Origin of the sequence: Kribbella sp. NPDC050820 (assembly GCF_040653975.1) — a bacterium.
Lineage (GTDB): Bacteria > Actinomycetota > Actinomycetes > Propionibacteriales > Kribbellaceae > Kribbella.
The window spans coordinates 65,975-92,900 of sequence record NZ_JBFAHB010000035.1 but is presented as its reverse complement, the minus strand read 5'-3'; the positions used below and the strand labels follow the sequence as shown (position 1 = coordinate 92,900).

27 protein-coding genes and 1 tRNA gene are annotated in these 26,926 nt (G+C 69.9%); 12 read left to right on the top strand and 16 right to left on the bottom strand.

All coding sequences use genetic code 11. The annotated features are described in order from the left end of the window. Nucleotides 1-244 precede the first annotated feature (244 nt). From AB0H36_RS27045 to AB0H36_RS27035, 3 genes are all read left to right on the top strand, one after another. Nucleotides 245-781, top strand: a complete 537-nt coding sequence (locus tag AB0H36_RS27045) for a DUF6817 domain-containing protein (RefSeq protein WP_360529093.1) — start codon at nt 245-247, stop codon at nt 779-781. 749 nt (nt 782-1,530) lie between these two features. Continuing rightward, nucleotides 1,531-1,938, top strand: a complete 408-nt coding sequence (locus AB0H36_RS27040; protein WP_360529090.1) for a hypothetical protein — start codon at nt 1,531-1,533, stop codon at nt 1,936-1,938. A gap of 702 nt (nt 1,939-2,640) precedes the next feature. Then, nucleotides 2,641-3,456, top strand: a complete 816-nt coding sequence (locus AB0H36_RS27035; RefSeq protein WP_360529087.1) for a hypothetical protein — start codon at nt 2,641-2,643, stop codon at nt 3,454-3,456. A 104-nt stretch (nt 3,457-3,560) separates the two neighbouring features. On the opposite strand, the gene AB0H36_RS27030 is transcribed toward AB0H36_RS27035, so the two are convergent. From AB0H36_RS27030 to AB0H36_RS26990, 9 genes are all read right to left on the bottom strand, one after another. Continuing rightward, nucleotides 3,561-4,280 (bottom strand): PIG-L deacetylase family protein, encoded by a 720-nt coding sequence (locus tag AB0H36_RS27030; protein WP_360529084.1) that lies wholly within the window; start codon nt 4,278-4,280, stop codon nt 3,561-3,563. A gap of 9 nt (nt 4,281-4,289) precedes the next feature. Then, on the bottom strand, nt 4,290-5,588 hold the full coding sequence (locus tag AB0H36_RS27025; protein WP_360529081.1) for a D-arabinono-1,4-lactone oxidase: 1,299 nt from the start codon (nt 5,586-5,588) through the stop codon (nt 4,290-4,292). Beyond that, nucleotides 5,585-6,739, bottom strand: coding sequence for an amino acid deaminase/aldolase (locus tag AB0H36_RS27020; protein WP_360529078.1), 1,155 nt, complete (start codon nt 6,737-6,739; stop codon nt 5,585-5,587). The genes AB0H36_RS27025 and AB0H36_RS27020 overlap by 4 nt, the downstream gene beginning before the upstream one ends. A 46-nt stretch (nt 6,740-6,785) precedes the next feature. Further along, on the bottom strand, nt 6,786-7,562 hold the full coding sequence (locus AB0H36_RS27015) for a hypothetical protein (RefSeq protein ID WP_360529075.1): 777 nt from the start codon (nt 7,560-7,562) through the stop codon (nt 6,786-6,788). Beyond that, nucleotides 7,559-8,920, bottom strand: coding sequence for a M15 family metallopeptidase (locus AB0H36_RS27010; RefSeq protein ID WP_360529072.1), 1,362 nt, complete (start codon nt 8,918-8,920; stop codon nt 7,559-7,561). Before AB0H36_RS27010 ends, AB0H36_RS27015 begins: the two co-directional genes overlap by 4 nt. 85 nt (nt 8,921-9,005) lie before the next feature. Further along, entirely contained in the window at nt 9,006-10,106 is a 1,101-nt protein-coding gene (gene dapC, locus AB0H36_RS27005) for a succinyldiaminopimelate transaminase (RefSeq protein ID WP_360529102.1), read from the bottom strand. Beyond that, the gene (locus AB0H36_RS27000) at nt 10,106-11,008 is read right to left on the bottom strand and encodes an alpha/beta fold hydrolase (RefSeq protein WP_360529069.1); all 903 of its coding nucleotides are present in this window, start codon (nt 11,006-11,008) and stop codon (nt 10,106-10,108) included. Before AB0H36_RS27000 ends, dapC begins: the two co-directional genes overlap by 1 nt. 29 nt (nt 11,009-11,037) lie before the next feature. Continuing rightward, nucleotides 11,038-11,634: a TetR/AcrR family transcriptional regulator gene (locus AB0H36_RS26995; protein WP_360529066.1), complete on the bottom strand. Its 597-nt coding sequence runs from the start codon at nt 11,632-11,634 to the stop codon at nt 11,038-11,040. A gap of 51 nt (nt 11,635-11,685) precedes the next feature. Continuing rightward, nucleotides 11,686-12,156: a MarR family transcriptional regulator gene (locus tag AB0H36_RS26990; RefSeq protein ID WP_360529063.1), complete on the bottom strand. Its 471-nt coding sequence runs from the start codon at nt 12,154-12,156 to the stop codon at nt 11,686-11,688. Between the two features lie 87 nt (nt 12,157-12,243). On the opposite strand from AB0H36_RS26990, the gene AB0H36_RS26985 reads away from it, so the two are divergent. After that, nucleotides 12,244-12,621, top strand: a complete 378-nt coding sequence (locus AB0H36_RS26985) for a DoxX family protein (protein WP_360529060.1) — start codon at nt 12,244-12,246, stop codon at nt 12,619-12,621. Here AB0H36_RS26985 and AB0H36_RS26980 read toward each other — a convergent pair. Then, a complete protein-coding gene (locus AB0H36_RS26980; RefSeq protein ID WP_360529057.1) occupies nt 12,618-14,090 on the bottom strand; it encodes an amidohydrolase family protein in 1,473 nt (490 codons plus the stop codon). The two genes, AB0H36_RS26985 and AB0H36_RS26980, sit on opposite strands and share 4 nt — an antisense overlap. Nucleotides 14,091-14,135: 45 nt before the next feature. Here AB0H36_RS26980 and AB0H36_RS26975 point away from each other — a divergent pair, with 45 nt between their 5' ends. From AB0H36_RS26975 to AB0H36_RS26965, 3 genes are read left to right on the top strand one after another with little or no spacing between them, the layout of a single operon-like run. After that, complete coding sequence (locus tag AB0H36_RS26975) at nt 14,136-14,780, top strand: FMN-binding negative transcriptional regulator (RefSeq protein WP_360529054.1); 645 nt, start codon at nt 14,136-14,138, stop codon at nt 14,778-14,780. Beyond that, a complete protein-coding gene (locus AB0H36_RS26970; RefSeq protein ID WP_360529051.1) occupies nt 14,777-15,829 on the top strand; it encodes an FAD-dependent oxidoreductase in 1,053 nt (350 codons plus the stop codon). Before AB0H36_RS26975 ends, AB0H36_RS26970 begins: the two co-directional genes overlap by 4 nt. Then, nucleotides 15,819-16,934, top strand: coding sequence for an amidohydrolase family protein (locus AB0H36_RS26965; protein ID WP_360529049.1), 1,116 nt, complete (start codon nt 15,819-15,821; stop codon nt 16,932-16,934). The genes AB0H36_RS26970 and AB0H36_RS26965 overlap by 11 nt, the downstream gene beginning before the upstream one ends. Here the strand turns inward: AB0H36_RS26965 and AB0H36_RS26960 are convergent. From AB0H36_RS26960 to AB0H36_RS26935, 6 genes are all read right to left on the bottom strand, one after another. Then, nucleotides 16,925-17,218 (bottom strand): co-chaperone GroES, encoded by a 294-nt coding sequence (locus AB0H36_RS26960; RefSeq protein WP_131362142.1) that lies wholly within the window; start codon nt 17,216-17,218, stop codon nt 16,925-16,927. The genes AB0H36_RS26965 and AB0H36_RS26960 overlap by 10 nt on opposite strands. Nucleotides 17,219-17,259: 41 nt before the next feature. After that, the gene (locus tag AB0H36_RS26955; protein ID WP_360529046.1) at nt 17,260-17,523 is read right to left on the bottom strand and encodes a DUF3618 domain-containing protein; all 264 of its coding nucleotides are present in this window, start codon (nt 17,521-17,523) and stop codon (nt 17,260-17,262) included. A gap of 75 nt (nt 17,524-17,598) precedes the next feature. Next, nucleotides 17,599-18,642, bottom strand: coding sequence for a glucose 1-dehydrogenase (locus tag AB0H36_RS26950; protein ID WP_360529043.1), 1,044 nt, complete (start codon nt 18,640-18,642; stop codon nt 17,599-17,601). 4 nt (nt 18,643-18,646) lie between these two features. Continuing rightward, entirely contained in the window at nt 18,647-19,510 is an 864-nt protein-coding gene (locus AB0H36_RS26945) for a transglutaminase family protein (protein WP_360529099.1), read from the bottom strand. An 8-nt stretch (nt 19,511-19,518) separates the two neighbouring features. Then, on the bottom strand, nt 19,519-20,463 hold the full coding sequence (locus AB0H36_RS26940) for an alpha-E domain-containing protein (RefSeq protein ID WP_360529040.1): 945 nt from the start codon (nt 20,461-20,463) through the stop codon (nt 19,519-19,521). A gap of 16 nt (nt 20,464-20,479) precedes the next feature. Then, entirely contained in the window at nt 20,480-22,078 is a 1,599-nt protein-coding gene (locus tag AB0H36_RS26935; protein ID WP_360529037.1) for a circularly permuted type 2 ATP-grasp protein, read from the bottom strand. 104 nt (nt 22,079-22,182) lie between these two features. Between AB0H36_RS26935 and bcp the strand changes: the two genes are divergently transcribed. The 5 genes from bcp (at nt 22,183) to AB0H36_RS26910 (ending at nt 26,926) form a co-directional block, all read left to right on the top strand. After that, entirely contained in the window at nt 22,183-22,650 is a 468-nt protein-coding gene (gene bcp, locus AB0H36_RS26930) for a thioredoxin-dependent thiol peroxidase (RefSeq protein ID WP_360529034.1), read from the top strand. Between the two features lie 373 nt (nt 22,651-23,023). Further along, nucleotides 23,024-24,628, top strand: coding sequence for a substrate-binding domain-containing protein (locus AB0H36_RS26925; RefSeq protein WP_360529031.1), 1,605 nt, complete (start codon nt 23,024-23,026; stop codon nt 24,626-24,628). A gap of 50 nt (nt 24,629-24,678) precedes the next feature. Continuing rightward, a tRNA-Leu gene (locus AB0H36_RS26920) sits at nt 24,679-24,759 on the top strand. A gap of 59 nt (nt 24,760-24,818) precedes the next feature. Then, complete coding sequence (locus tag AB0H36_RS26915; RefSeq protein ID WP_360529028.1) at nt 24,819-25,073, top strand: hypothetical protein; 255 nt, start codon at nt 24,819-24,821, stop codon at nt 25,071-25,073. Then, entirely contained in the window at nt 25,070-26,926 is a 1,857-nt protein-coding gene (locus AB0H36_RS26910) for a TOMM precursor leader peptide-binding protein (protein WP_360529025.1), read from the top strand. The genes AB0H36_RS26915 and AB0H36_RS26910 overlap by 4 nt, the downstream gene beginning before the upstream one ends.

Sequence of the window (26,926 nt, the reverse complement as noted above, 5' to 3'; positions counted from 1 at the left end):
GATCGAGCCGTCCACTGTCTACATCGACGCTCGTGCGCACCTCCCGCACGAGGGTGGAAAGCACCAAACGGCAGCTACCCGCACCCGCACACCACGCATGCGGCAGCGGCACCACGCCGTACCCGAAAAGACAATGTGACGAAGCCGCCGCGCCGGATTGCTGGGCGAGGGGGTGAGTGAAGCCTTACCGTGATTCCCTGGGCCGTCCCTGCGGGGCCCTGGCCACTCCGGATGAAGGGGTCAGATGAGCGCTTTTCAGGACATGGGATCGCTGCTGCTGGTGCGCGGCGCCGACGAGCTCGACCACGCGGGCGGCAGCCTGTACGTCCACCTCCACCGCGTCGCCAAGCGCCTGACCACCCTCGGCGCGTCCGACACCCTGGTGCTGGCCGGCCTCGCGCATGCGGCGTACGGAACCGATGGGTTCCCCACCCACCTGTTCGACTGGCAGCAGGAACGTCCCGTCCTGGAAGCGGTCATCGGCCCTGAGGCCGAGCTGATCGTCTACCGCTACGGCTCCTGCGAACGCGAGACCACCTGGCGCGACCTGGCCGAGCACCACACGGTCACCGACCGCTTCACCGGCACCTCCGAGGAGCTGTCCGGCGCCGACCTCCGCGACTTCGTCGACCTTACAATCGTCAACGAACTAGACGTCCTCGACCACGCCCCAGCCCTGGAACCCACTCTCCGCCCATTCCTCCAGGACCAAATCCCCCGCTGGCAATCCCTCGCCTCCCCCACCGTCCTAACCGAAGCCACCCGCCTCCTCCACCTCTGACCCCCACCCAACCTCAAACCGCGGGCGCCGCGGAGTGCCGCATGCGCCGCGGGCTACAGGTTGCCGCGGGTGCCGCAGGCCGCGAGGGGTGCCGCAGGCACCACGGACTGCGGGTGCCGCGGGGTGCCACAGGCGCGCGGGCTGCGCGGAGTGCCTGGCACCGCGGGCTACAGGATGCTGCGAGTGCCGCAGGCTGCGCGGGGTGCCGCAGGCGCCGCGGGCTGCGAGTGCCGCAGGCTGCGCGGGTGCCGCAGGCGCCGCGGGCTGCGAGTGCCGCGGGTGCCGCAGGCTGCGCGGAGTGCCACAGGCACCGCGGGCGGACTGCCTGCCGAGAGCTGCGCGGAGTACCGGGCACCACGGACTGCGCGGAGTGCCACAGGCACCGCGGACTGCCTGCCGAGAGCTGCGCGGGGTACCGCCGCCGGCACCGCGGACTGCGTGCCGCGGGCTGCGGGGAGTGCCGCAGGCGCCGCGGGCCATAGGGTGCCGCGGGCTGCGGGGTGCCGCAGGCTGCGGGGTGCCGCAGGCGCTGCGGGCTACAAGGTGCTGCGGGCTGCGGATGTTGCCGGGGATGGGGGGCGTGCGCTCGTGGTGGTGGGGTTGAACAGGATATTTGCTGTTCAGGGCCTCGGGTTCCCGTGGGCGGCCATCGGAGTTGGCGTGGTGGGGCAGTAGTTGGCCTGGGTGGGGGCAGGTAGTTGCCAGGGGCGTTGCTGGAAAACCGGTGGTGGGCGACGGATGATCGAGGCATGGCCCGGTATGAAGTGGTTGCGCGCGCGAAGACCGACCGACGACTGTCCGACACCGACTACATCACCCTTGCGCTGAAGTCGCACTCGCTCGACAAGGGCATGCGCTTCCAGCGGATCGAGGACCTGCCCGACGGGACGATCGCGGTCGTACTGCAGCACAAGCTGTCGCCCCGCAAGCACGACGCCGCCTGCACCATGGCGAACCGCAGTCTCGCCCAACTCGGCATCCCAGCCAGCCAGGTCCAGCAGATCGACCTCCTCCGCCTGTCCCGCAAAGGCCGAGTCCTCGTCCGCTCCTGGCACACCCCGCCGCCTCCCGGCGACCCATCCGGCGACCGCGAACCCCGCCGCCCATCCCCCAACCCACCCCACCTCACGATCGCCCTCGACCTCCCCGACCGCTGACCCGCCGAGTTGTCAATCCAGGTCGGAATCTGAGGCCTTCGACGACCTTTATCGACAACTCGGCGCCCGAACCCACCCCGGACGTGCCGTGTAGGCCGACCCCCGTACGCCTCACGATTTCCGCGACCGCTGACCCCGCCGAGTCGTCAATCCAGGTCGGAAACTGAGACCTTCGACGACCTTTATCGCGACAACTCGGCGCCCGAACCCAGCCGTATCGGGAGCGCCCTGCGCGGGTGCGCCCCACCTCACGATCGACCTCCCCGACGGCTGACCCCGATCGAGTTGTCAATCCAGGTCGGAAACTGAGCCCTTCGACGACCCTTATCGACAACGCGGCGCCCGAACCCACCCCACCTCACCATCGCCCTCGACGTCCCCGACCGGTGAACCCGCCGAGTTGTCAATCCAGGTTGGAAACTGGGGCCTTCGACGACCCTTGTCGACAACTCGGCGCCCGGACCCCGCCCCACCTCACGATCGCCCTCGACCTCCCCGAGCGCTGAACCCGCCGAGTTGTCAATCCAGGTTGGAAACTGGGGCCTTCGACGACCGTTATCGACAACTCGGCGTCCGGAATCGGGGGGTGTGGATAAGCGGCGACGGGGGTTGGGGGGATTGGGGGATCGTGGTGGGGTGGAGGATCGGGTTGGAGGGCTGGTTAGTGCTGCGGGTGCGGGGGGTGTTGGGGTCTCTCGTGGGATGTTGCGGGGTAGGCGGTATCGGCGGGTGCTCGGGTCGGTGTACGTTGCTGCCGGCGTAGCGGTGAGCCTTCGGCTTAGGGCGGAGGCTGCGCTCTTGATCGCGCCGGGCGGCGTGCTGAGTCATCACACTGCGCTGGCGTTGTGGGGTGCGTCGGGGCCGGCTGACGAGCGGGTGCATGTCAGTGTTCGGCAGGACCCGACGCGTTCTGCGCCTCGGGTTCGCGGTCTGGTGGCGCACCAGGTGCGGGAGCTCGATCGATGGACGGTCAACGGCTTGCCGGTGACGTCGCCCGAGCGGACGTTCCTGGATCTCGCCGGCGGTAGCGATCTCACCTCGCTCGTCATCGCGGGCGACTCGCTGGTACGTCGTACGCCGGCAACTCCTGAGTCGTTGTCGGCATTGGCCGAGTCGACTGTCGGCGCGCGGGGAATCCGGCTGGCGCGGCAGGCGGCGAGACTCGTCCGGGCCGGAGTTGACTCTCCGATGGAGACCCACCTTCGACTGCTACTCGTACTCGCCGGACTGCCCGAGCCCACCGTCGGGCACGTCGTCCTCGACTCCGACGGCGGCTGGCTCGCGGCGCCCGACCTGGCATACCCGGAGCTCGAGATCGCCATCGAGTACGACGGCGCCCACCACCTCACCGATGCCGTGCAGTGGCAACGCGACATCCGCCGGCGGGAGAACCTCGAACGCGCCGGCTGGCTCGTCCGGGTGGTCACCGCCCGGGACCTCCTCGCCGCTCCCAACACCGTCATCGCCCGCATCACCACCGACCTCCGCGCCCGCCACCACCCCCACCGCGCGGCGTGACCTCAGAGCGAAAGCGGCCGCCCAGTTGTCAACATTGGCGCAAAATCACCGCGATTCCCAACCAAAATCGACAACTCGACGGCCAGCAGCCGGGTCGGAGGGGGTTAGGGGGTGAAGACTTCGAAGGGGGCGGCGTATTTGGTGCCTAGGCGGGTGCCGGTGGTTCGGGAGATGCCTTCGAGGAACTCGGTGGGGTCGAAGTCGTAGCCGAGGCCTTCGATGTAGGCCTTGTGGGCGCGGAGCGACTCGACGCCGACGTCGAAGGTGTCGGTGGTGTCGACGGCGTGCCGGCCGGTGGGTGAGCCGGAGGCCCAGACCTGGCGTACGCCGTTCCACTTCTCCCCCGCGTCCGGGAAGATCCACCGGTTGGCCGCGTCCCGGACCGCGTCCAGGGTGGCGCGGCCGGTGTTGATGTGGTCGGCCTGGTTCAGCAGTACGTCGCCGTCCCAGGTGTCGCGGAGGTTGTTGGTGATCACGATCTCCGGCTGGTGCCGCCGGATCACGGAGGTGATCAGGCGGCGGAGCGCGACGCCGTACTCGATCGTGCCGTCGGGCTGGCCGAGGAACTCGACCGCCGACACGCCGACGATCCGCGCCGACTCGATCTGCTCGGCCTCGCGCAGCGGGCCGCACTCGTCCGGCGCCACGCCGTCGATGCCGGCCTCACCGGAGGTCAGCATGCAGTACACGACCTCCTTGCCCTGCCTGGTCCATCGAGCGACCGCGGCGGCCGACCCGAACTCCAGGTCGTCCGGGTGCGCGACGATCGCCAGCGCCTTCTGCCAGTCCTCGGCTACTGCGTCCAGTTTCTCCACACCGGTCATGCCCGCAGGCTAGCCGAAGACCTGCCGGCTGTAAGGGTTCGAAAAGGCACGGTTGGGGTCCAAGCGGTCGCGTACGGCGAGGAAGTCGTCGAACCGTGGATACCGGGCACGCAGGTCGTCCGCGGTCAACGTGTGCAGCTTTCCCCAGTGCGGCCGGCCGTCGTACTCGGCGACGATCCGCTCGAAGGCGCGGAAGTACTCGGCGTGCTCGAGCCGGTGGTACTGGTGGATGGCGATGTAGGCGGTGTCGCGGCCGTGGGCGGTCGACAGCCAGATGTCGTCCGCAGCGGCCACCCGGATCTCGATCGGGAACGGGTAGTGCGTTCCCGAAGCGTCGATCCAGGCCCGGAGCCGGCGGATCACCTCGACCACGTGCTCCCGCGGTACGGCGTACTCCGACTCGCGGAAGACCACGTTGCGTTCGGAGCAGAACACCTTGTACGACGCGTCGACGTACTCCCGGGCCGACAGTGCGCGGGACGCGACCCGGTTGATCCGCGGCACCAGCCCGGGTCGGCGGGTCGCCAGCCGGTTGGTCAGCTCGAACACCTTGTTGGACAGCAGTTCGTCGTCGACCCAGCCGCGGATCCAGCTGACCGGGGAGGCGCCGACGCCGGCCGCGACCCGGTTGTTCCGCTTGGTGAGCGCGATGTCGGTGTGCGGGAACCAGTAGAACTCGAAGTGGTCGTTGCCGTCGGCAAGCTCATCGAAGCCGTCCAGCACTTCGGGCAGCGGCAGCGGCATCTCCTGTGCCCGCAGCAGGAACGCCGGCACGCACTGCAGGGTCAGCGAGGTGATCACGCCGAGCGCGCCGACCGAGATCCGGGCCGCGTCGAAGACGTCCGCGTTCTCCTCCGCGGAGCAGTGCAGGACCGACCCGTCGGCGGTGACCAGCTCGAGCCCGACCACCTGGGTGGCGAGGCCGCCGAGCCGTACGCCGGTGCCGTGCGTGCCGGTGGAGATCGCGCCGGAGATGGTCTGCTTGTCGATGTCGCCGAGGTTCGCCATCGCCAGGTCGAAGGCCGCCAGCCCGGCGTTCAGCTTGCGCAGGCCGGTGCCGGCGCCGACCGTGACGAGGCCGGACGCCTTGTCCGCATTGGTGATCGAGGACAGCCCGTCGAGCCGGATCATCACCTGCTCGGGCACCGAGCAGCCGGTGAACGAGTGGCCGGAACCGACTGCCTTGAGCTTCTTGCCCTGCTCGGCGGCGGCCTTGACCGCGGCCGCGAGCTCGTCGGCGGACGCTGGGCGGAGCAGCTCCACGCCGGTCGCCGACTCGGTGCCGGCCCAGTTCCGCCAGGTGCTCATCCGAAGTTCTTCCCCTCGCCCCGATACGTCGCGAGCGCGGTCAGCTCGTCACCGTCGATCGCGTGCACGACATCGAACCGCTCCAGCATCTCGCCCGCCTTCGCGTACCGCATCCACACCCGGTCCCCGAGCCGCAGCGTGTCGGCCGACTTCCCCTGGACCGGAGTCTGCACTTCGCCGGCGCCTTCGGTCCCGAGCAGCTTCAATCCGGCCGGCCAGGTCGGCAACGGCAGCCGCGACTTCTTCGCCGGACCGGACGCCACGTACCCGCCGCCGAAGAGCGTGGCGATCCGCGGCGCCGGCCGCCGTACGACGTCCAGCGCGAAGAAGACCGCGGGCGCCGGCTGGAAGACGTCGTACTTGTCGAAGAGGGTCGGGCCGTAGAGACCGGAGCCGGCGGTGACCTCGGTGACGACCGGATCAGCGCTGCTGACCTCGAGGCTGCCGGTGCCGCCGCTGTTCACGAGCCGCAGCGGGGCGAACTGCTTGAGGGCATCGACCACGGCGCCGCGACGGTCGGCCAGCTCGGCCGCCGAGCGGCGCTTCACCCAGCGGACGGCCGGCGACGTGTCCGGGAGGCCGGCGATCTGCGCCTCGTAGAACATCACTCCGACCAACTCGAAGGCGTCGTCGGCGACCACCTTGCGGGCGAGCCCGGCGACCTCGGCCGGCGTCCGGAGCGGGGAACGCCGGACCCCGAGATGCTGCCCGAGGACGCGCAGCGACGCGTCCACGTCGAGGCAGACCTGGATCCGGGCGCCGCCGGCGGTGACGGACTTGATGAACGCCAGGTGCTCGGGTGAGTCGATCATCAGCGTGATCCGCGCGGCCGCCTCGGGATCCTCGGCCAGCGAGCGCAGCGCGGTCCGGTGGGTGGTCGGGTAACCGAGCAGGATGTCGTCGACACCGTTGCCGGCCAGCCAGAGCGCCTCGGGCAGCGAGTAGCTCATCACGCCGTGGAACCCGGGCCGCTCCAGCGCGGCCGCGATCAGCGCGCGGCAGCGGACCGACTTCGAGGCGATCCGGATCGGTGTCCCCCCGGCGCGGCGGACCAGGTCGTCCGCATTCCGCCGGAACGCGGCCAGGTCGACCACCGCGTACGGCGCGTCGAGGTCCGCGGTGTGGCGGGCATACCGGTCGAAGTCACCCATAACGGGAGTGTAAGACAACAAATACTGAAAGGTAATAAAACTTCTGTTACGGGACATCGATGACAGCTTGCAGCGCCTGTACGACGTCGTGCGCCCAGTCGGACTGCTTGTCGGGCTCAGCGGACGCGGCGGCGAGCAGGGCGACCGTGGAGCCTTGCACCACGGACACATCGACGTACTGCTCCGCCTCGTCGCCCCCATAGCGCCGTACTCCGGCTGCTGCGCTGTCCTCCGACCACAGCTGCTTCACGCTGAGGTCGCCGCCGTCGCCGCAGGCTGCCATGCGCGCCTGGTAACCAGCGCGGTACGCCGTCGCCTTGTCAGCAGCCGTGAACCGCAGGAGGAGCGCTGTGCCGGGCTTGTCGTCCGCTGTGCGGTAGGCGCCTTGCAGTGCGTACTGCGGCACCGGCAACGACCCGGACGGCAGCTGACCGGCGCAGCCGACCGGCAACGCTTCATACGCAGCCTGGTGCGGCTCACGTCGACGGGTCCACGTGTCGTTGCCCAGGAAGCCGACCTCCGCACCGCCGGGGTCGACGTACGTCTTCCAGCCCGAGCCAAGCTTGTCGGGCGTCGGCAGGTTGCGTGCAGTGAGCGGTCCAGCGGTGGCCGGCGGCGGAGCCGTCGCCTCCTCCGGCAACTGAGGCGGTACGGCGGCATCCGTCGGCTTGACCGTGCTCAGCGTGTTGGTGGGCACGGGCACGGTCCCACCCACGGTCTCGGGGATGGACGGGGTTGGGGTGGGAGCAGCCTGCGGTGTCTCCTCGCCGCTGCACCCCACCAGCAGCACCGAGAGGACCGCCGCCGCGGCGACTGCCCTCACTTCGGCTGGAAGTGCTGGTAGTCGGGCTTGCTCCAGTACGCGCCCCAGAAGTAGCCCTGGTTGATCAGCGCCTTGGTCGCCGTACTGCTGGCGAAGAGCATGCCGGGACGGACGATGGAGCGGTTGCGGTAGGCGAGGCCGTTCGACGGGTACCAGACGCCGTTGGCGGCCAGGTACGGGTTCTCGACGGTGTTGATGTCGATGGCCCACCCGTACGAGTGCGGCGACAGGGCGTACGGGTTGCCGGTGACCCGGCGGCAGTTGAAGACCGACGTGTTGTCCGCCTCCATCGACTTGATGTCGCTGCCGCCGAACCGGTCCACCCGGCGCATCTGCCGGATCGGGAACTTCGAGGCGAACGTCGAGGTCCAGACCGTGATCATCTTCGACACGGCGGCGTCCCGGACGATCAGCTCACCGCGGTGCACCTTGCCGTCGAAACCCCAGTAGTTGAGCTGGATCAGCCGCAGCGACGACGGCCCGACAGGACAGCCGGACCGGTACGTGTACGGCACCATCGAGGCCGAGACGGCGTACACCTTGGGGTTCAGCGCTGCCTTGACCACGATCGTGGCCAGGCCGGAGTACTCCATCTGTGGCTGCGTCACCCAGCGCGTGACCACACGGACGGTCCGGGTCGCCGGCACGTCGTCCGGCACCCGCAGCCGGAATCTGCCGTAGCTGTCCATCTTCCCGATCGCGAGCAGCCGCCACCTGCCGCTGCCGAGGTAGTCCTGCAGCGCGAGCTCCTTGCCCGGCTCGGCCGGGGTCATCCGGCCGGTGACCGAGGCGCCGGTCAGCGTCGCGTACCACGGCGCCGGGGTGTTGAGGACGATCTTGCGGTCCTGGATGTTGGAGGACTGGTACGGCGAGATCGCCAGCGCGGTCTCGGCCTTGACGCCGATCATGGTCCGGAACGCCCACGTGCCCGGCGTGGCCGAGGTGTAGCTGAACCAGTAGACGCCGCCGGTCGTGGTCCGGGTGGACGCGCGCAGCACCCAGGCGCCGGGGACCCGCTGCCACAGGGTGATGTACGACCCGGTGATCGGCTGGTTGATCCTGCCTGTGAAGACCGTCGGCCGGTCCTCCCAGGACGCGGCGATCGGGTCCAGCGTGATCTCCCACTCCGCGGCCGCCGCCGTCCGCGTCGGCGTGGGCGTCGGAGTTGGCGTCGGCGTCGGCGTCTCGGTTGGGGTCGCAGTTGGAGTTGGAGTGGGCGTCGGCGTGGGCTCCTCGACGGCCGCCGACGACGGCGTTTCCGACGGCGTCGGCTCGTCGTCCGCCGAAGCACTGGGCGCGTGCAAGCCTGCCGCAAGCAGCACCGCCGCCAAACCCACCCCAAGAACCCGCCACGTCATGTGATCGCCCCTCTCCCCTCACCGCAACTTACCCACTAAAGATGCGGTCGAAGAGGAAGACGTCACACAGGACGTGGAAGTTCTGTTATTCCTGCAGTCTTTTCACCGCGGCGTCGATACGCTCGTCGGTGCCGGTCAGCGCCACGCGGACGTGCCGCTCCCCCGCCGTACCGTAGAAGGCTCCCGGGGCGACCAGGATGCCGCGGTCCGCGAGCGCGCCGACCGAGCCGTAGGAGTCGTGGTCCGGGTGCTCGGCCCACAGGTACAGGCCGCCGTTGGACAGGGTGATGACCCAGCCGGCGTCGGTCAGGGCATCGCGCAGTACGGCGCGGCGCCGCAGGTACCGCTCCCGCTGCTTGTCGACGTGGGCGTCGTCCGCGAAGCCGGCCGCCATCGCCGCCTGGATCGGCGACGGCACCATCAGGCCGGCGTGCTTGCGCACGGCAAGAAGCTCCGCGACGACCGTCTCGTCACCGGCCACGAAACCGCCCCGGTAGCCGGCGAGGTTCGACCGCTTCGACAGCGAGTGCACCGCCAGCAGGTTGTCGAAGCTGCCGCCGCACACGTCCGGGTGCAGCACCGACACCGGCCGCGCGTCCCACCCGAACTCGGCGTAGCACTCGTCGCTCACCAGCAGCACGTCGTTCGCCCGTGCCCACTCGACGGCGTGGCGCAGGTCCTCGGGCGAGGTGATCTCACCCGACGGGTTCCGCGGGGAGTTGAGGTAGGCGACCCGCACCGGCCCGTCGTACGTCGTGGGGTCGGCGATCGGAACGCTGGTGGCCCGAGCCAACGCGGCACCGGCCTCGTACGTCGGGTAGGCGAGGTCCGGGATGAGCACGGTGTCGCCGGCGCCGATCCCCAGCAGCGTCGGCAGCAGCATGATCAGCTCCTTGGTGCCGATCACCGGCAGCACGCCGGTCTGCGGGTCCACGCCGGGCACCTCGAGACGCCGGGCCATCCAGTCCACGGCCGCCTGCCGCACGGTCGACGTACCGATCGTGGTCGGGTACGCCGGTGCGTCGGCCGCGTCCGCGAGCGCCTGCTGGATCAGGTCCGGCACCGGGTCCACCGGGCTGCCGATGGACAGGTCCACGATCCCGTCGGGATGGGCGGCCGCCTTCTGCTTGTACGGCGCGAGCTTGTCCCACGGAAAGTCCGGCAACCGGCTGGAGGTCTCGAAGATCACCCCAGCATTCTCTCCTGCCGGCCGGATCGCCGGTCGCCCGGCGCTCGCTCCGCGAGAAACTCGACCGCCTTCTTCACCAGGTCGGGGTCGCGCAGGATGCGCCGGTGCCCCAGCCCGTCGCTCGTCTCCAGGCGAGCGCCCGGCCAGTCGCCGGTGACGTCGACACTGCCCTGGTACGGCGTTTCCGGGTCGGAGCGATCGTGGACGAGCAAGAGCAGCGGCAGCGCGCGGCGCTCGGCGATGGCCGGGATGACCGCGTTCAGATGGAACGAGTCCATCGGGCCGAAGCGCGCCTCGAAACGCCGGAGGAACCCGGCCCGGATCCGCGCTCCGAAGCCGAGGGCCGCCTGCAACTGGTCGAGCCAGTCCGTGAAGTCCGTCGCCGTGGCGATGAAGACCACGCGGTCGACGTCGAGCCCGTCGCGCATCGCCAACGCGGTCGCGGGTGCACCCAGCGAGTGCGCGACCACGCCGTACGCCGGACCTTGTGCGGCGACCACCGTCTTCAGCGAGTCGGCGAGTTCGAGGAGGGTGGACGCGTTCTTACCTTCGCGGCCCGGAGCCGAGTCGCCGTGGCTCCAGGCGTCGTACGTGACCACTCGGAAGCCCGCGTCGACCAGCGGCTTGATGTGGGCGCCGAGCTGCAACCCCCAGCCACCCCACCCGTGCACGAGGTAGACGGTCGGCCCCGCGCCGTACGACCGCCCGCGGATCCCGTCGACGTCGAACGGGGTCGCGGCCGGCAGCTCACCGCGCGGCCGCCGAGCTTTCTCCGGTACGGCGGGGACCCGGAACCACAGCCGGTTGAGCACCCCCGCACCGACGCCCGGCGCGACCCGCTCGAGCAGGCTGAATCCGAATCTAAAGAACCGAACGTTCGTGCTTTTCTTTGCTGCCATGTCGACTACTCCAGATCATCAGGTCAGGGTCAGAGGCGAGCCGCCCGGACGAGCGCCTCGAAGGCGGTACGTGCTCGGTCCTCGGCCTTGGGGTCGGCCAGCAGCCGGCTGGCGTGGTGGTACGAGAGCAGGACGCCGCGGATGTCGAAGGCGTACTGCTCGGGATCGGCGTCGGGGCGGAAGTGGCCCTCGCTGATGCCGGTCCGGAACACGTTGGCGAGCAGGTCGCCGTAGTCGCGCTCGGCGCTCACGACCCGGTCGCGGACCGGGCTCGGCGGCGCGTCGTCGAGCTCGGCGGAGACGCTGGCGAAGAAACATCCACCGGGCAGGGCGAGATCGCCGTTGTCCCAGCGGAGCTTGCGGTCGAAGAGCTCACGCAGGCGCGGCTCACCGCGGGGCGCCTGGAGCGCAGGGCGGACGACGCGCTCGGCGAACAGCTCGGCCGCACGCTCGACCACCGCGACCTGGAGCTGCTCCTTGGAGCGGAAGTGCGCGAACAGGCCGCTCTTCGACAGCTGCATGCGGTCGGCCAGCAGGCCGATGGTGAGACCGCTCAGGCCGGCCGCGCTGACCACCCGCGCGGCCTCGTCCAGCACGGCAGCCCGTGTCTGTTCGCCCTTGCTCACAGCAAAATAAAAGCACGACCGTTCGCTCGGAGCAAGCGATTTGCCGGCGATTCAGCAGGGCTTTCCCGGGTCGACCTTGGCGAGGATCTGGTCGGCGATGGTCTTCAGCTGGACGAGTTGCTCCGGAGTCAGGGCGTCGATGACGAGCTCGCGGACGGTCGTGACGTGACCAGGAGCGGCCGCGACGAGGACGTCGTACCCGGCGTCGGTGATCGTCGCGACGGTGATCCGGCCGTCGTCCTCGGCGGGGCGACGCTCGACGAAGCCGCGCTGCTCGAGGCGCTTGACGACATGGGACAGCCGCGAGAGCGAGCCGTTCGCGAAGCCGGCCAGATCGCTCATCCGCCGCGATCGGCCGGGCGACTCGGACAGCCCGGCGAGCACGAGGTACTCGAAATGGCTCAGCCCGGAGTCGCGCTGGAGCTGGAAGTCGAGCGCGCCGGGAAGCTTGAACATCAGGGCCGCGAACGCCATCCAGCTCGCCAGTTCGTCCTGCTCCAGCCACCGCACCCCGTCGTCCATGAGCACATTTTACGACATTAGTTGACGCTTCAAGTCATCCGGGTCTAGCGTTGAGTTGATTCGTCAACCAATGACTGAGAGTGGGACATGAACGTCTTTCTGTGGATCGTCGCGGGGCTGCTCGCCGCCCTCTTCCTGGGCGCCGGCGTGATGAAGCTGACGCAGGAACGGCGCAAGCTGCTCGCGAACCCGAACATGCAATGGGTCGAGGACTTCTCGCCCGGCACGGTCAAGCTGATCGGCGCCGCCGAGGTGCTCGGCGCGCTCGGCCTGATCCTGCCCGCCGTCCTCGACATCGCCCCGGTCCTGGTCCCGCTCGCCGCGACCGGCCTCGCCGTGCTGATGCTCGGCGCGGCGATCACGCACGCCCGCCGCAAGGAGACGCAGCCGATCGCCATCAACGCCGTCCTGCTGATCCTCGCGCTGCTCGTCGCGGTCTTCCGCTTCGGCCCGAACAGCTTCTAGGCGCGCCAGGTCCACCGGCCCGCGAGCAGGGTCGAGTGGACCGGGAAGGCCCGCAGCTCGTCGATTGCGGCGAGCATCGGGTCGGCGTCGAGTACGACGAGGTCGGCCGGAGCGCCCGCACGCGGAGTCCGGCCGCCGCGGGTCGAGGCGTCCAGCGCAGCGCCAACCGGGATCTCCTGCTCCGGATGCCACGACTCGCGCTCGTCACCTGAACGATGCACAGCAGCCGCCGCCGACAGCCACGGATCGAGCGGCGCCACCGGCGCATCCGACCCCAGCCGCAACTCAGCGCCCGCCGCCAGCAACCCACCGAACGCAAAGGCTCGCCCAGTCCGCCCGGCCCAGTGCCGATCCGCCACGTCGCGATCGTCCAGCGCATGCACCGGCTGCACGCTCGCCGCCACACCCAACTCGCGGAACCGCGGGAAGTCCTCCGGCGCGAGCAACTGCGCGTGCTCGATCGTCCCGGCGCAGCCGACCTTCTCGAACGCGTCGAGCGCCAGCCGGTTCGCGTGGTCCCCGATCGCGTGGATCGCACTCGTGATCCCGTGGTCGAAGGCCCGTTGCATCAGCGGCACCAGCACCTCCGGCGGTACGACGAGCAGCCCGTAGGCGTCCTCAGCCATCCCCGGGTACGGATCGTGGCAGTAGGCCGTCCGCGTGTTCAGCGAGCCGTCCGTCATCACCTTCAACGGCCCCATCGTCATCAGGCCACCGGTCTCCGGTACGGCGTCCCCCGACCGCAGTCCCTGTGCGATCGCCCAGTCGAGGTTCTCCGGGTAGACGCTGCACTCGACCCGGAGGACGTCGATCCCGGCCGCGTACCGGTCGCTCCAGACCTCCGTGTTGCGAGCGTTCTCCAGGTCGACGACCCCGACGACGCCGCGGGAGGCCGCCGTACGCGCGGCATCGGCGACCAACTCGCCGACGACGGCCGGAGCGGTCGCCAGCAGCTTCATCACGGGCGCGAACTCCGTCTCGCGCAGCAGACCGCTCGGCCGGTCCACCGCACCGAGCTGCCGCATCGCCGCACTGTTCAGCCAGCCGGAGTGCAGGTCGCCACTGGCGAGCGCGACCGGTACGTCGCCCGACACGTCGTCGAGCAGCGACTTGAGCGGCTGGTCCGGCCAGAGCCCGTCGCGGAACCCGTACCCGAGCAGCGCGCCCCCGGCTGGTGGCGGGTTGGTGGCGAGCCGGTCCCGGACCCGATCCGCGACCTCGCGCGCGGACGTCGTACAGGACAGGTCTAGGTGCTGACGGGACAGGGCCCACTGCTGGAAGTGCACGTGGTGGTCCCACAGCCCGTTCATCAGGTAGCGGCCGTCGAGGTCGACCACCTCCGCGCCGTCGGGCTCGGCGGACCCGATGGACGCGATCGTTCCGGCGGAGATCAGCATGTCGACCGGATCGGCCGGCGCGCCGTCGCGGACCAGGCGGGCGTTGCGGAGCAGCAGGTCGGCAGAAGTCATGGCCTTACTCTGCAGGGAGACCGCCGACAACGGAACGGAGCCCGGATGTACGTCGCCCCCGACTACGTGGAGCCTGACCTGGACGAGGTGACCCGGCTGATCGAGGCGCAGCCGTTCGCCACGCTCGTGACGGACCAGCCCGACCTGCGGATCGCGCACGTCCCGGTCCAGGTACGGCGGGACGACGGCCTGGAGATCGTCGCCCATGTGGCTGCCCTCGACCCGTTCGCGGAGTCGATCCGGCAGCGCGCCCGGATCCTGATCAGCGTGCTCGGGCCGTCGGTGTACGTGAGCCCGGCGTGGTACGCGACCCGCGGTCTGCCGACGTACAACTTCGTGGCGATCGAACTGCGTGGGCAGGCGGTGCCGCTGGACGACCCGGACGCCGTCCGGGCGCACCTGACCCGGCTCGTCAAGGACCACGAGGAGACGCTCAACCCGAGCGACCCGGACGCGCGCTGGCGAGGCGACGAGTGGGCGCGCGACCGGACGAACGAGTTGCTGCCGGAGCTGCAGGCGTTCACCCTGCGGGTCGATCAGGTGACCGCGAAGGTGAAGCTGGGGCAGAACCGGACCGAAGCCGATCGGGCCAGCACGATGGCAGCCCTGCACGACTCGCCGCGCTCCGACCACCAGGCCGTCGAGGGCTTGATGCGCGCCCGGTACGACGACCAGGGCCGGATGAGATGACGTACGACGTGGCAGTGGTCGGCGCGGGCGCGATGGGGTCGGCGGCTGCGCGGGCGTTGGCGGCTGCCGGGCGCGAGGTCGTCGTACTGGAGCAGTACGAGCTCGGGCATGTGCGTGGCGGGTCGCATGGTGGCACACGGCTGTTCCGGCCGGCAGCGGACAACGCTGAGGTCGCGCAGCTGACCGAGCAGGCGCGTGGGCTGTGGCGGGCGCTGGAGGACGAGTCCGGCGAGACGCTGTTCGAGGTGACCGGTGGGATCGACCACGGAGTCGACGAGGCGGCCGTCGAGACCTTCCGGGCCCTGCACCCGACCGGACAGGTGCTCACAGCAACCGAGGCGGCCGAGCGGTGGCAGGGTATGCGGTTCGAGACTCCGGTGCTCTACCAACCTGGGTCCGGGCGGTTGTACGCCGACCGGACTGTCAGTGCACTGCAGCGAGTGGCGAACGCGGAGTTCCGGGAGCTGTCGCCGGTGCGGGCCTTGCGGGTCCAGGGTGATGTGGTCGAGCTCGACGTACCCGATGGGGCTGTGCAGGCGCGGCAGGTCGTGGTTACGGCCGGTGCGTGGGCGCCGAAGCTGCTGACCGGGCTGGTGCCGTTGCCGCCGTTCCGGGTGACGCAGGAGCAGCCGCGGTTCTTCGAGCCGGTGGCGGACTTCGACTGGCCGTCGTTCGTCCACAGGGGCCGCTACGGGTTGTTCGAACCCGGGTCCGGCGTGAAGGTCGGCCTGCACGCCACCGGTCCGGAGGTCGATCCGGACCAGCGGGACTTCGGAGCCGAGCCGGAACGGGACAAACAGCTGGTGCGGTACGTCGAGGAGTGGTTCCCCGGCCTGGACTTGACCAGGTCGACGGCGATCAGCTGCCTGTACGACAACACGCCCACCGACAACTTCGTGATCGACCGGGTCGGGCCGATCACGGTCGCGGCTGGATTCTGCGGGCAGGGGTTCAAGTTCGTGCCGTTGGTCGGTGAGTTCGTCCGCGGTCTGGTGACGGGCGAGGCGTCGGTTCCGTCGCGCTTCCGGCTGAGCAGCCATGTTGGCTGAGCACCTGGACGGCTTGGCGCTGGTGGATCACCACGTGCACGGGGCCGTCAAAGGACCCCTCGACCGAGCCGGCTTCGAGCAGCTGATCACCGAGTCCGACCGGCCCGTCCCGCTGTGGATGTCGACGTTCGACTCGCAGCTGGGCCTGGCGATCCGCCGGTACTGCGCTCCGCTGCTCGGACTGGCTCCGCACGCAGCACCGGACGAGTATCTGACCGCGCGGTCCCAGGCGGCCGACGTGAACAGCTTGTTCCTGCATGCGGCCGGGGTGAGCGACTACTTGGTCGACACCGGCTACTTGGGTGATGCAGTGACCGGCGTCGACGAGCTGGCGAAGCTCAGTGGTTCCCTCGCGCACGAGGTGGTGCGGCTGGAGGCCGAGCTCGAGTACGTCGCCACGCAGCAGTCCGACGTGGCCGCCGTACCCGATGCGCTGGTAAGGCGTTTGGCGGAGCGGACTGCTAGGGCTGTCGGGCTGAAGAGCATCGTGGCGTATCGGTACGGGTTCGACTTCGACCCGGCCGAGCCGAGTAGCGCCGACGTACTGGCTGCTCTGGATCGGTGGTACTCGGCGGGTGCTGGGCGAGTCGTGGATCCCGTGCTGCTGCGCTGGTTGCTGTGGACCGGCGCGCGACGCGGACTGCCGCTACAGCTACACGTCGGCTTCGGTGACACGGATCTACAACTGCATAGAGCCGATCCGGTGTTGCTGACCGAGTGGCTGCGTCTCGTGGAGCCGCTCGGCACGCAGGTGGTGCTGCTGCACTGCTATCCGTTCCACCGCAACGCGGCATACCTCGCACATGTGTTCCCGCACGTGCACCTGGACCTCGGGCTCACCACCATGTACGTCGGTGCGCGGGCGGCCGCCGTACTGGCCGAGGGGCTGGAGCTGGCGCCGTTCGCGAAGCTGCTCTACTCCTCGGACGCGTGGGGTCCGGCGGAGCTGCACTTCCTCGGCGCCATGTTGTGGCGGCGTGCCGTCGGCTCTGTGCTCGACGGCTTCGTGGCGCAAGGCGACTGGTCTGCGGACGACGCCGTCCGCGTGGCCACGCTGTGGGCCCGGGAGAACGCCGTCCGCCTGTACGGCCTCGATCAGAGGTAGAGGCCGGTCTGGCCGTCCTCGAGGCGGCCGGCGGCGACCGCGTGCAGGTCGCGCTCGCGGAGCAGGATGTAGTCGTCGCCGCGGACCTCGACCTCGGCCCGGTCCTCCGGGTCGAACAGCACCCGGTCGTCCACCTCGACGGTCCGTACGTTGGCCCCGATCGCGACGACCTTCGCCCAGGCCAGCCGGCGGCCCATCTGGGCCGTGGCCGGGATCAGGATGCCCGCCGAGGACTTCCGCTCGCCCTCCTGCTCGAGGGAGACCAGCACCCGGTCGTGCAGCATCCGGATCGGCAGTTTGTCGTCCGAGAGCCGCTTGCGTGGAGTCACCGGCGGCCCACCAGCCGGCGGATCAGCAGCAGCACGGCGACCACGCCGACTGCGGCGCCGCCGACCGCGACGATCTTCTGGGTCCGCAGCTGGCCGCGCTCGTCGAAGACCTGGGCCCTCGCCTGCTCGACCTGCCGCTTGGCAACGTTCCTCGGGTGCGCCCGGTCGACCAGCTCGTCCACGGTCGAGGCCAGGCGCGCGCGGGTGGCGGCGATGTCCGCCTCGATCTGCTCGGCGGTCCGAGCCTGCGTGTCCGGCACCTGTCGACACTCCCTTCGTCTCCTGGACCTGCCCCGGGATGGCCGGGCAGGCCCTGCTGAGTCCATCCTCGCAGGTCATCGCTGCAAGTCGACGACCACCTTGATGTCTTCCGGTTCCCGGGCCAATGCGCTCGGCCACTCCGACAGCGGCACGGTCCGCGTGATCAGCCCCTCCATCCAGGCCTTGTCGGCGGCTTGCAGGAGGTCGACCGCGTCCGCGTAGTGCCGCTTTGCCGCGTTCACCGACCCGACCAGCGCGGCGTTGCGGACGACCAGCTGGCGGTTGAGGGCGTCCAGGGGTACGTCGATGGTCGCCGGACCAGGCGAGATCCCGGTCAGGCACATCACCCCGGCCGGGGCGAGCAGCTTGGCGCAGTCGAACACCACCTGCCCGGCGCCGGTCGCCTCGATCACCACGTCCGGCGTGACGTGCAGGTCAGCCAGGTCGGTGAGATAGGTACCGCCGAGGGCCCGGACCAGCTCGGGCTTGGGGCCTTCCGTGGCCCGGTCCAGCACGTGTACGCCGTACCCGCGCTGCGATGCGATCAGAGCGGCGAGCAGGCCGATCGGACCGGCCCCGGTGACCAGCACCTGCTCGGGTCCGTACCACGAGCGCGACCCGACGCGGTCGACCTGCTCCCACGCCTTGGCGAGGATGCTGGCCGGCTCCACCAGTACGCCGAGGTGTCCGAGCTGCTGCGGGACCGGGGCGGCGAAGTACGGGTCGACTCGCCAGCGTTCGGCGCCGTACCCGTCCATCTCCTTGATGCCGCGCTCGGTGTAGAGGCCGTTGCGGCAGAAGTCCCACTCGCCGCGTGCACAGGCTGGGCAGGGCTCCGGGTCGGGCCGGCGGACCACACCGGCCACCAGGTCGCCGGGACTGAAGCCGGAGCCTTCCGGGGCCTCCAGGACCCGGCCGAGCGACTCGTGGCCGATCACCAGGTGGTCGGAGCCTGGTCTGCCCCGGCCGAACCCGCTGGAGACCAGCTCCACGTCCGTGCCGCAGATCCCGGTGAGCAGTCCCTCGACCAGGATCGAACCGTCCGAGTCCGGCGGCTCCTCCACCTCTCCTACTGCGGCTGAGTCAGCTTTCCCCGTCGTGACTGTCATCGCCCGCATGCGCTCAGGCTAACCGGGTCATGTCGACGGTCACCTCGATTGCGGTCGCCGCGCCGCCGGAGTAGATGCCCTTGAGCGGGGACACGTCGGCGTAGTCGCGGCCGGTGGCCACCCAGACGTGCCGGTGCCCGATCGGGATGTCGTTGGTCGGGTCGAAGCCCCACCACTCCCCGGTCCACGCCTCGATCCACGCATGGCTCTCCCCCACGACTGTCTCGCCCACCGCCGCGTCGGGCTTGGTGTGGAGGTAGCCGGACACATAGCGCGCGGGTACGCCGACCGCCCGCAGCATGGCGAGCGTCAGGTGCGCGTAGTCCTGGCACACGCCCTCTCCGGCCTGCCAGGCGTCGACAGCAGAGGAGTGCACGCCAGTGGTGCCACGCTGGTACTTCAGCCTGTCGTGCACCCACTTCGACACCGCCAGCACGGTCTCCTGCGGCGTTATGCCCTTGCGCAGCGACCGGGCCACCGCAGCGAGCTCACGATGCTTCGGCACGTACGCCGTCCACTCGAGGTACTCGGCGTACCGGTCGAGGTTCTCCTCCGCCCGGATCTGCGTCCACGTGGCGTCGACGGTCGGCGCCGGTTGCTCGGTCGTCTCCACCACCGAGGCGGCAACGACCTTCAGCTCGGTGTGGGGCGTGTGCAGGTCGAAGGAGCTGACCTCAGTGCCCCAGTAGTCCGTGTACTTGTAGGCCCTGGTCGCCGGGACGGTCTCGAGGCGGGCGACCATGAGGTTCTGCCGGTCATCGCTGCGCGGAGTGAGCCGAGCCTCGTTGTAGGACTGTGTCACTGCAGTCGCATAGCGGTAGCCGGTTGTATGGACTACGCGAAGACGCCACTGTGCTCGATTCCTTCCCCGCCCCACCACCCCGGTCACAGGTTCACCTCCGCGTTGTTCCACTCGATCCACGGCACTGCATGGAAGTACTGCCTCGACACTGCCTCGCCGACCTCGCGCACTGTCGTCTGCAATGCCTGCAGCCGGCCAGTGAGGTCGTCCAGCAGCTCGGCCGGTCGCAGGAACTCCAGGTCGCTACGGGCCTTCCCCAGCAGCCGGGATGCCTCCGCACCGGCACCGATCCGGGCAGACGGCCCGTGGTCCAGCTCGACCAGGCAGGACTCAGCCTGTGTCAGCGCGTGGAAGGCCGACCGCGGGAAGAGCCTGTCCATCAGCAGGAACTGCACCACACGCGACGCGTCCAGCGCCCCGCGATACGTCCGCAAGTACGTGTCGTGAGCACCCGCAGAGCGCAGTACGGTCACCCATCCCGGCGACGTCGGCTTGTCGCCCACCCGGGACATCAGCAGTCGCACGATCATGTCGACCCGCTCCACCGACCTGCCGAGCACCAGGAACCGCCAGCCGTCGTCCCGGCTCATCGTGGAGTCCGCCAGCCCGGCGAACATCGCCGCCCGGTTCTCCACGAACGTGAAGAACTCGTGCGGCCCCACCCGGCGAGCAGCCCGCTGCCGCTCGGGTACGGCGTTCCACATGGCGTTGATGCACTGCCACAGCTCGCTGGACACCACCTCGCGCGCCACCCTGGTGTTCTCCCGGGCGCTCCCGATCGAGGACACGATCGAACCGGTCTCCGGCGACATCGCGACCAGCTCGGTCAGCCCCCACACGTCCAGCTGGGTGCCGTCCGGCGGGGTGATGCCCAGGACCGACAGCAGCGTGCGGCTCTCGGTGTCGGCGTCGACTGTCGCGTCCTCGAGCAGCTGATGGACCGACACGTCGAGGATCCGCGCCGTGTCGTCCGCGCGTTCGACGTACCGGCCGATCCAGTACAGCGACTCGGCGTTGCGTGCGAGCATCGTCAGCACCTCCCCATCACTGTTGCTGCTGCTGTTGGGCGATGTTCAGCTCCGGCCCCTGCTCCAGCGTCGAGGCCTCGTCCTTCTTGACCCCGGTCGCGCCCAGCCCGCGGCCGCGCAGCTCGGCGTCCTCGTCGGAGGCTCTGGGCGCCAGCACCCAGGTGTCCTTCGACCCGCCACCCTGCGACGAGTTGACGACCAGACTGCCCTCCGGAATGGCCACCCGGGTCAGTCCGCCCGGCAGCACGAACACGTCGTCGCCGTCGTTCACCGCAAACGGCCGCAGGTCCACATGTCTCGGCTGCAGCCGCTCGCCGACCTTGGTAGGCACAGTGGAGAGCTGTACGACGGGCTGCGCGATCCAGCCGCGTGGATTGGCCTTGATCCGGCGCCGCTGGGCCAGCAGCTCCTTCGGCGAGGCATCCGGCCCGAAGACGATGCCGTACCCACCAGAGCCCTCGACCGGCTTGGTGACGAGCTCGTCCAGCCGGTCCAGCACCTCGGTCTGCTCGTTCGGCAGCCAGCAGCGGTAGGTGTCGACGTTCGGCAGCAGCGGAGTCTCGCCCAGGTAGTACTTCAGGATCTCCGGGAGGTAGGTGTAGATCAGCTTGTCGTCGCCGACGCCGTTGCCGATCGCGTTGGCGATCACCACGTTGCCGGCCCGCGCCGCGTTCACCAGGCCCGCGACACCGAGCACGGAGTCCGGCACGAACTGCACCGGGTCCAGGAAGTCGTCGTCGATCCGCCGGTAGATCACGTCCACCCGCTGCTCGCCCTCGGTGGTGCGCAGGTAGATCACGTTGTTGCGGGCGAGCAGGTCACGCCCCTCGACCAGTTCCACGCCCATCTGGCGGGCCAGCAGCGAGTGCTCGAAGTACGCCGAGTTGTAGACGCCCGGCGTGAGTACGACGACGTTCGGGTCGGTCGCACTCGATGGAGCGGCCGCCCGGAGCGCTCTGAGCAGGTGGACGGCGTAGTCGCCGACCGCACGGACCCGGTGCTTGGCGAACAGGTCCGGGAACACCCTGGTCATCGTCCGGCGGTTCTCCATTACGTACGACACCCCGGACGGGCTGCGCAGGTTGTCCTCCAGCACCCGGAAGTCACCCTGCTCGTCACGCACCACGTCGATCCCGGCCACGTGGATCCGGACCCCGTTCGGCGGCGCGATCCCAGCCGCCTGCCGGTGGAAGTGCTCGCACGAGGTGATCAGCCGCCGCGGCAGCACACCGTCCGCGACGATCTGCTGCGATCCGTAGATGTCGGCCAGGAACGCCTCCAGCGCGCGGACCCGCTGCACGATGCCGCGCTCCAGCCGGGACCACTCCGAGGCCGTGATCACCCGCGGCACCAGGTCCAGCGGGAACGGCCGCTCCTGGCCGGACAGGCTGAAGGTGATGCCCTGGTCGACCAGCGCCCGGTCCAGCGCCTCGGACCGGGCGGTGAGGTCGCCCGGCTGCAGCGGCTTGAGCGAGTCGTGCAGCCGCTTGTACGCCGTCCGGACCCCGTCGACCGGGTCGAACATCTCGTCGTACGCGCCGGCGTGCGGACGCCGCGGGTCGAGGTACCCGTCGAACAGCTGGGGGCCCGCGGGGCGGGACGGTGCGCGGCTCATCTGCGCATCTTCACCCAGGTCGGCCGCGCTCGCACCCGGAACCGTCTCCAGTTATCCCGCACGTAACATTGCGCACAGTCAACCGATCCGTGTGGAGGGCCCTGATGTCCGAACGTCTGTCCGTCGGCGACACCGCACCCGAGTTCACCCTGCCGGATGCCGACGGCAACGAGGTCTCGCTGGCCGGCCTGCGCGGCAGGAACGTGATCGTCTACTTCTACCCGGCCGCGATGACCCCGGGCTGCACCAAGCAGGCCTGCGACTTCCGCGACTCGCTCGACTCGCTGCAGGCCGCCGGGTACGCCGTGCTCGGCATCTCCCCGGACAAGCCGGCGAAGCTGGCCAAGTTCCGCGAGCGGGACGCGGTCACGTTCCCGCTGCTGAGCGACCCGGACAAGCAGGTCCTGACCGCGTACGGCGCGTTCGGCGAGAAGACCATGTACGGCAAGAAGGTCACGGGGGTGATCCGCTCCACCTTCGTCGTCGACCCGGACGGGAAGATCGCGGTCGCGCAGTACAACGTCAAGGCGACCGGCCACGTCGCCAAGCTCCGCCGCGACCTGGGTCTCTGAGTCACCGTGACCGAGCCACCTGGTGGCTCCGGCAGGGGGAAACCTTCGACCGTTTCACGGGACTGGTCTATGGAACGGTCGTTTGAGTCGGCGATCCAGTGTGATTTGGATCACACGCCCATCTCAGCGGACCGCAGCCGGAGCGCTACCGTCGGTGAGTTTTCCAGCGTTCCTGTGAAAGACCGGTACTCCCGCACCCCTCAGCGTCGCGTTGCGGCCGTTCCGGGGGTGTGTCCGGAACCACGGCGATCTTCGCCGTGACCAGCCGAAAGCGGGTAATCTGCGCGCGCAGTCAGCCTCTGGGAGGGAGGGACCTGCCGCGATGGGAAAACATTCCTCTGCGGTGACGCGAAGTAACAACAACCGTCGATCGGTGTACATCACCGCGGTCGGGCTTCTGGTGATCTCGCTGGGCGCCGTGTTCGTGGTCCGGTCCTTCGGATCCGAGTCGGGAGCCGACGGCTTCCTGAGCGGCGGCGGCCAGTCGTGCGACGATCCCACGCAGATCTCGCTGAGCACCACGCCCGAGTTGCAGCCCGCACTCGAGTCGGCGGCCAAGTCGCTGGCCGGCAAGGGCGGCGACGACGGAACTCCGTGTCTGCAGTTCACCATCAGCGCGGCTCCCTCGGCGAAGGTCGCCCAGGACATCGCCGGCAACAGCGACAACCGTCCCGACCTGTGGATCCCGGACTCCTCGCTCTGGGTCGCCCAGGCCGACGACGGCCAGAGCGTGCCGACCGTCGCCGTACCGTCCGTCGCCTCCTCACCGCTGGTGCTGGTCGGACGGAACACCAACTTCGCCGACACCTCGTCCTGGCTGCGTGCGCTCGGCGGCGCCGAGCCGGCTCTGCTGGACCCGTTGAGCACGTCGCCCGGTGCGCTGTCGCTGCTCGCGATCCAGTCGGAGCGGCAGCGGACGTCGGCGTCCGACACCCAGGTTGCGTCGGTCGTCGTACCGCTGGCGCAGCGGCTCGGCTCGATGGCCAAGCCGTACACCGACCCGAACGCCCTGCTCGGCCGCGCCGACCAGGACAGCAGCAAGGTCGTCGTGCCGGTGTCGGAGCAGACGTTCGTGAAGTACCAGGACGACCACCCGGACGCCCAGCTCCGGGCGATCGTGCCGTCCACCGGCACGCTGGTGCTGGACTACCCGGTCGTGGTCACGGCCAAGTCCGAGGCACAGCAGGCGACCGACGCCGCCAAGGCGCTCGCCGCCGAGCTGCTGACCGACGGGTCCGGCCAGGCCCGGGACGACTCGGGCTTCCGGGACGCGCAGCTCAGCCCGCTGAGCGGCGGCCGCGGTGTCGGCGACGTCACCCAGCTGCCGAAGCCGAACGGCGAGACGATCGACAAGACGCTGCTGAACTGGACCCGGCTGTCGCTGTCCACGCACTCGCTCGCGGTGATCGACATCTCCGGCTCGATGGCCGAGAAGGTCGGCGCCAAGACCCGGATGCAGCTCACCATCGAGGCGGCCGGCGGCGGCCTGTCGCTGTTCCCGAACAGCGCCTCGCTCGGCCTGTGGACGTTCTCCACCAAGATCGGCCCGGACGACGCCGACTACAAGGAACTGGTCCCGATCGCGCCGCTGTCGGACCGGCAGCGCAAGAAGATCCTCGACAACCTGAAGATCCAGCGCCCGATCCCGAACGGCAGCACCGGTCTGTACGACACCGCGATCGCCGCGGTCCGGGCGGTCCGCCAGCAGTACGACTCCAGCGCGGTCAACTCGATCCTGCTGTTCACCGACGGCAAGAACGACGACCCGGGCAGCCCCACCCTGCAGCAGACCGTGAAGACCCTGGAGAGCCTGACCGACCCGGCCCGCCCGGTCCGGATCATCGCGCTCGGCATGGGCCCGGAGGCGAACGCCGACGAGCTCCGCGCCCTGGCCAAGGCCACCGGCGGCCAGAGCTACGTCGCCCGCAACCCCGGCGACCTGCGCCAGGTCTTCATCGACGCCCTCCAGAGCCGCTGAGCCCGGTCGCCTCCCCTAGGATGTCCTGCGAAGGGGAGGCGACTCCCTCGGCGAGAGTGGTGGAACGGCAGACACGCCGGCTTTAGGTGCCGGTGCCCCCGGGCGTGCGGGTTCGAGTCCCGCCTCTCGCACCTTGTGGCCCGTCCGTCCCCGGTCGATACTGCGACTGGGGACGACGGGAGGGGGAACGATGGCCGTTCCGGAGCTGGACGAGCTGAAGGCCAAGCTGCAGAGCATGAAAGACGGGCTGGAGACGGTGACCGACCAGGAATGGGCGGGCTACGTCAAGGTCCGGGACATCCTTGCCGGCGCGGACGCCGGCTCGGCGCACCTGGATGGGCTGCGCTGCGCCATGATGGGCATTTTCGAGACATCCGGGGAGCAGGGCACGTTCGGCGAAGCAGACGCCGGCGCCGTCCAGCGGTTCGCGAACCTCGGCGAATGACCGGCCGGCTGTCCGGGGCGCACGTCGTCCTGGTCGGCCACCCGGAACTCACCACGGCCCTGGCGGGGTCGGCGATACTGCCTGCCCGCTGGGTTCCCGCGCCGTATCCGGGACAGCGCGAAGAGTTGCCGGCGGTGATGACGGACGCCGATCTGGTGATCGCGGCCGACGACGGTGCGCTTCCGGTGCTGCACTCCTGGGTCAACACGATCGGGCTGCGGCTGGGCGTGCCGACGCTGCACATCGCCGTACGAGGGCACCGGGCGACCGTTGGTCCGCTGGTGCTGGCCGGCGAGGGCTCGTGCTACCTGTGCTGGCGGATGCGAGCGCTCGCGTGCGAGCAGGACTTCGCGGCAGCGATGGCGGTCGAGGAAGAGCTTGATGCCCGTCGCTCGCCGGATGCGGCCCGGCCCGTGCTGCCAGCGCTGCTGGCGATGGTCACTCAGGCGCAGCTCGCCGACGGCGTGCTGACCCTCGACGCGCGGACTGGCGCCGAGCAGCTGCATCCGGTGCTGCCCCGCCCGGACTGTCCGGCGTGTGCGAAGGTCCAGCGACCATCGGCAGCGGTCGTCACCGACATGGACGAGGTCGAACGGCGGACTGTCGATCGGCTGTGCGGTGTCGTCCGCGTCCTGGAGGTGATGCCGAAGGATGTCGACGAGCCAGAGCGTCCGTACGTCGTACGCGCCGAGCTGGCGAACGCTCACTTCCGCACCGGCCGCGACGCGTTCATCTCGTGCACCGGCAAGGGTTGGACCCACCGTGCGGCGCGTGACGGCGCGCTGGGCGAGGCCCTCGAGCGGTACGCCGCCATGACCTGGCACCCCGAGCGCAAGCTCACGTCGACGTACGACGGACTGGACCGGCCCGGCCTGCATCCGCGGGACCTGGTGCTGTTCGCCGACCACCAGTACGACGACCTGCCCTTCCAGCCGTGGCGGCCGGAGACCGAGCTGGAGTGGGTGCCGGCGCAGTCGCTGGTGACCGGCCAGGAGATCTGGATCCCCTTGCTGGCGACGCATCTGGGCTACCGGTCCCCGGCTGCGCTGTTCCCAGCCACGTCGAACGGCTTCGCGGCCGGCGCAGATCGGGACAGCGCCACGCTGCGAGCGTTGCTCGAGGTGGTTGAGCGGGACGCGTTCGCGATCGCATGGACGCATCAGCTGGCCGGCCGTTGCGTTGCAGCGGCGGACGTGCCCGACGAGGTGGTCCGCGGGATCGCTGCGACCCATGCGCGGCGTGGAGTCGAGCTGACGGTGCATCTGCTCCCGACCGACACAGCGGCCACCGCCGTACTCGCCGTTGCGTGGTCCGACCGGGCACCGGCTGCCGTGGTCGGGGCTGCTGCTGCGATGGACCCGGTGGTCGCTGCTCGGTCCGCGGTGCTGGAGGTGGCGCAGGTCCGGCCGCTGCTGCGCAGTCGGCTCCGGTTGCCGGCCGTCCGGGCTCGCATGGTGGAGCTGGCCGCCGCACCGGCAAAGGTCGCGACGATAGACGACCACGACCTGTTGTACGCCGACCCTGCTGCCGAGGGTCTGGGATTCCTCCGGGACAGCCCGCGCCTGCCGTGGCCGGACGCGTCCCCCGGCGACGACAGCCTGGAGGCGCTCGTGCGGTCGTTGGCCAAGGTCGCGCCGGACGTGCTCGCGGTGGACGTGACGCCGCCTGATGTCGAGGCCGTCGGCGTCCGGGTGGTACGCGGTCTGGTGCCGGGCTTCGTGCCGATCTGGTTCGGCGCGAACCAGGCGAGGCTCGGTGGATCCCGGCTACTGGAGATGCCGGCCCGGATCGGCCTGCGCCCGGCGCCGGCCCGGCTGGACGAGCTCAACCTCGCCCCACACCCACTGGCCTGA

Coding starts and splice junctions, on each gene's coding strand:
- AB0H36_RS27030 (WP_360529084.1), bottom strand. CDS start 4,280: ATGACCGGTGTGGAGAAACTGGACGCAGTAGCCGAGGACTGGCAGAAG.
- AB0H36_RS26980 (WP_360529057.1), bottom strand. CDS start 14,090: ATGACTTCTGCCGACCTGCTGCTCCGCAACGCCCGCCTGGTCCGCGAC.
- AB0H36_RS27040 (WP_360529090.1), top strand. CDS start 1,531: ATGGCCCGGTATGAAGTGGTTGCGCGCGCGAAGACCGACCGACGACTG.
- AB0H36_RS26935 (WP_360529037.1), bottom strand. CDS start 22,078: ATGAGCCGCGCACCGTCCCGCCCCGCGGGCCCCCAGCTGTTCGACGGG.
- AB0H36_RS26960 (WP_131362142.1), bottom strand. CDS start 17,218: ATGCTGCACGACCGGGTGCTGGTCTCCCTCGAGCAGGAGGGCGAGCGG.
- AB0H36_RS26915 (WP_360529028.1), top strand. CDS start 24,819: ATGGCCGTTCCGGAGCTGGACGAGCTGAAGGCCAAGCTGCAGAGCATG.
- AB0H36_RS26970 (WP_360529051.1), top strand. CDS start 14,777: ATGACGTACGACGTGGCAGTGGTCGGCGCGGGCGCGATGGGGTCGGCG.
- AB0H36_RS27025 (WP_360529081.1), bottom strand. CDS start 5,588: ATGAGCACCTGGCGGAACTGGGCCGGCACCGAGTCGGCGACCGGCGTG.
- AB0H36_RS26965 (WP_360529049.1), top strand. CDS start 15,819: ATGTTGGCTGAGCACCTGGACGGCTTGGCGCTGGTGGATCACCACGTG.
- AB0H36_RS27035 (WP_360529087.1), top strand. CDS start 2,641: ATGTTGCGGGGTAGGCGGTATCGGCGGGTGCTCGGGTCGGTGTACGTT.
- AB0H36_RS27000 (WP_360529069.1), bottom strand. CDS start 11,008: ATGGCAGCAAAGAAAAGCACGAACGTTCGGTTCTTTAGATTCGGATTC.
- bcp (WP_360529034.1), top strand. CDS start 22,183: ATGTCCGAACGTCTGTCCGTCGGCGACACCGCACCCGAGTTCACCCTG.
- AB0H36_RS27020 (WP_360529078.1), bottom strand. CDS start 6,739: ATGGGTGACTTCGACCGGTATGCCCGCCACACCGCGGACCTCGACGCG.
- AB0H36_RS27010 (WP_360529072.1), bottom strand. CDS start 8,920: ATGACGTGGCGGGTTCTTGGGGTGGGTTTGGCGGCGGTGCTGCTTGCG.
- AB0H36_RS26910 (WP_360529025.1), top strand. CDS start 25,070: ATGACCGGCCGGCTGTCCGGGGCGCACGTCGTCCTGGTCGGCCACCCG.
- AB0H36_RS26985 (WP_360529060.1), top strand. CDS start 12,244: ATGAACGTCTTTCTGTGGATCGTCGCGGGGCTGCTCGCCGCCCTCTTC.
- AB0H36_RS26975 (WP_360529054.1), top strand. CDS start 14,136: ATGTACGTCGCCCCCGACTACGTGGAGCCTGACCTGGACGAGGTGACC.
- AB0H36_RS26990 (WP_360529063.1), bottom strand. CDS start 12,156: ATGGACGACGGGGTGCGGTGGCTGGAGCAGGACGAACTGGCGAGCTGG.
- AB0H36_RS27045 (WP_360529093.1), top strand. CDS start 245: ATGAGCGCTTTTCAGGACATGGGATCGCTGCTGCTGGTGCGCGGCGCC.
- AB0H36_RS26940 (WP_360529040.1), bottom strand. CDS start 20,463: ATGCTCGCACGCAACGCCGAGTCGCTGTACTGGATCGGCCGGTACGTC.
- AB0H36_RS26950 (WP_360529043.1), bottom strand. CDS start 18,642: ATGCGGGCGATGACAGTCACGACGGGGAAAGCTGACTCAGCCGCAGTA.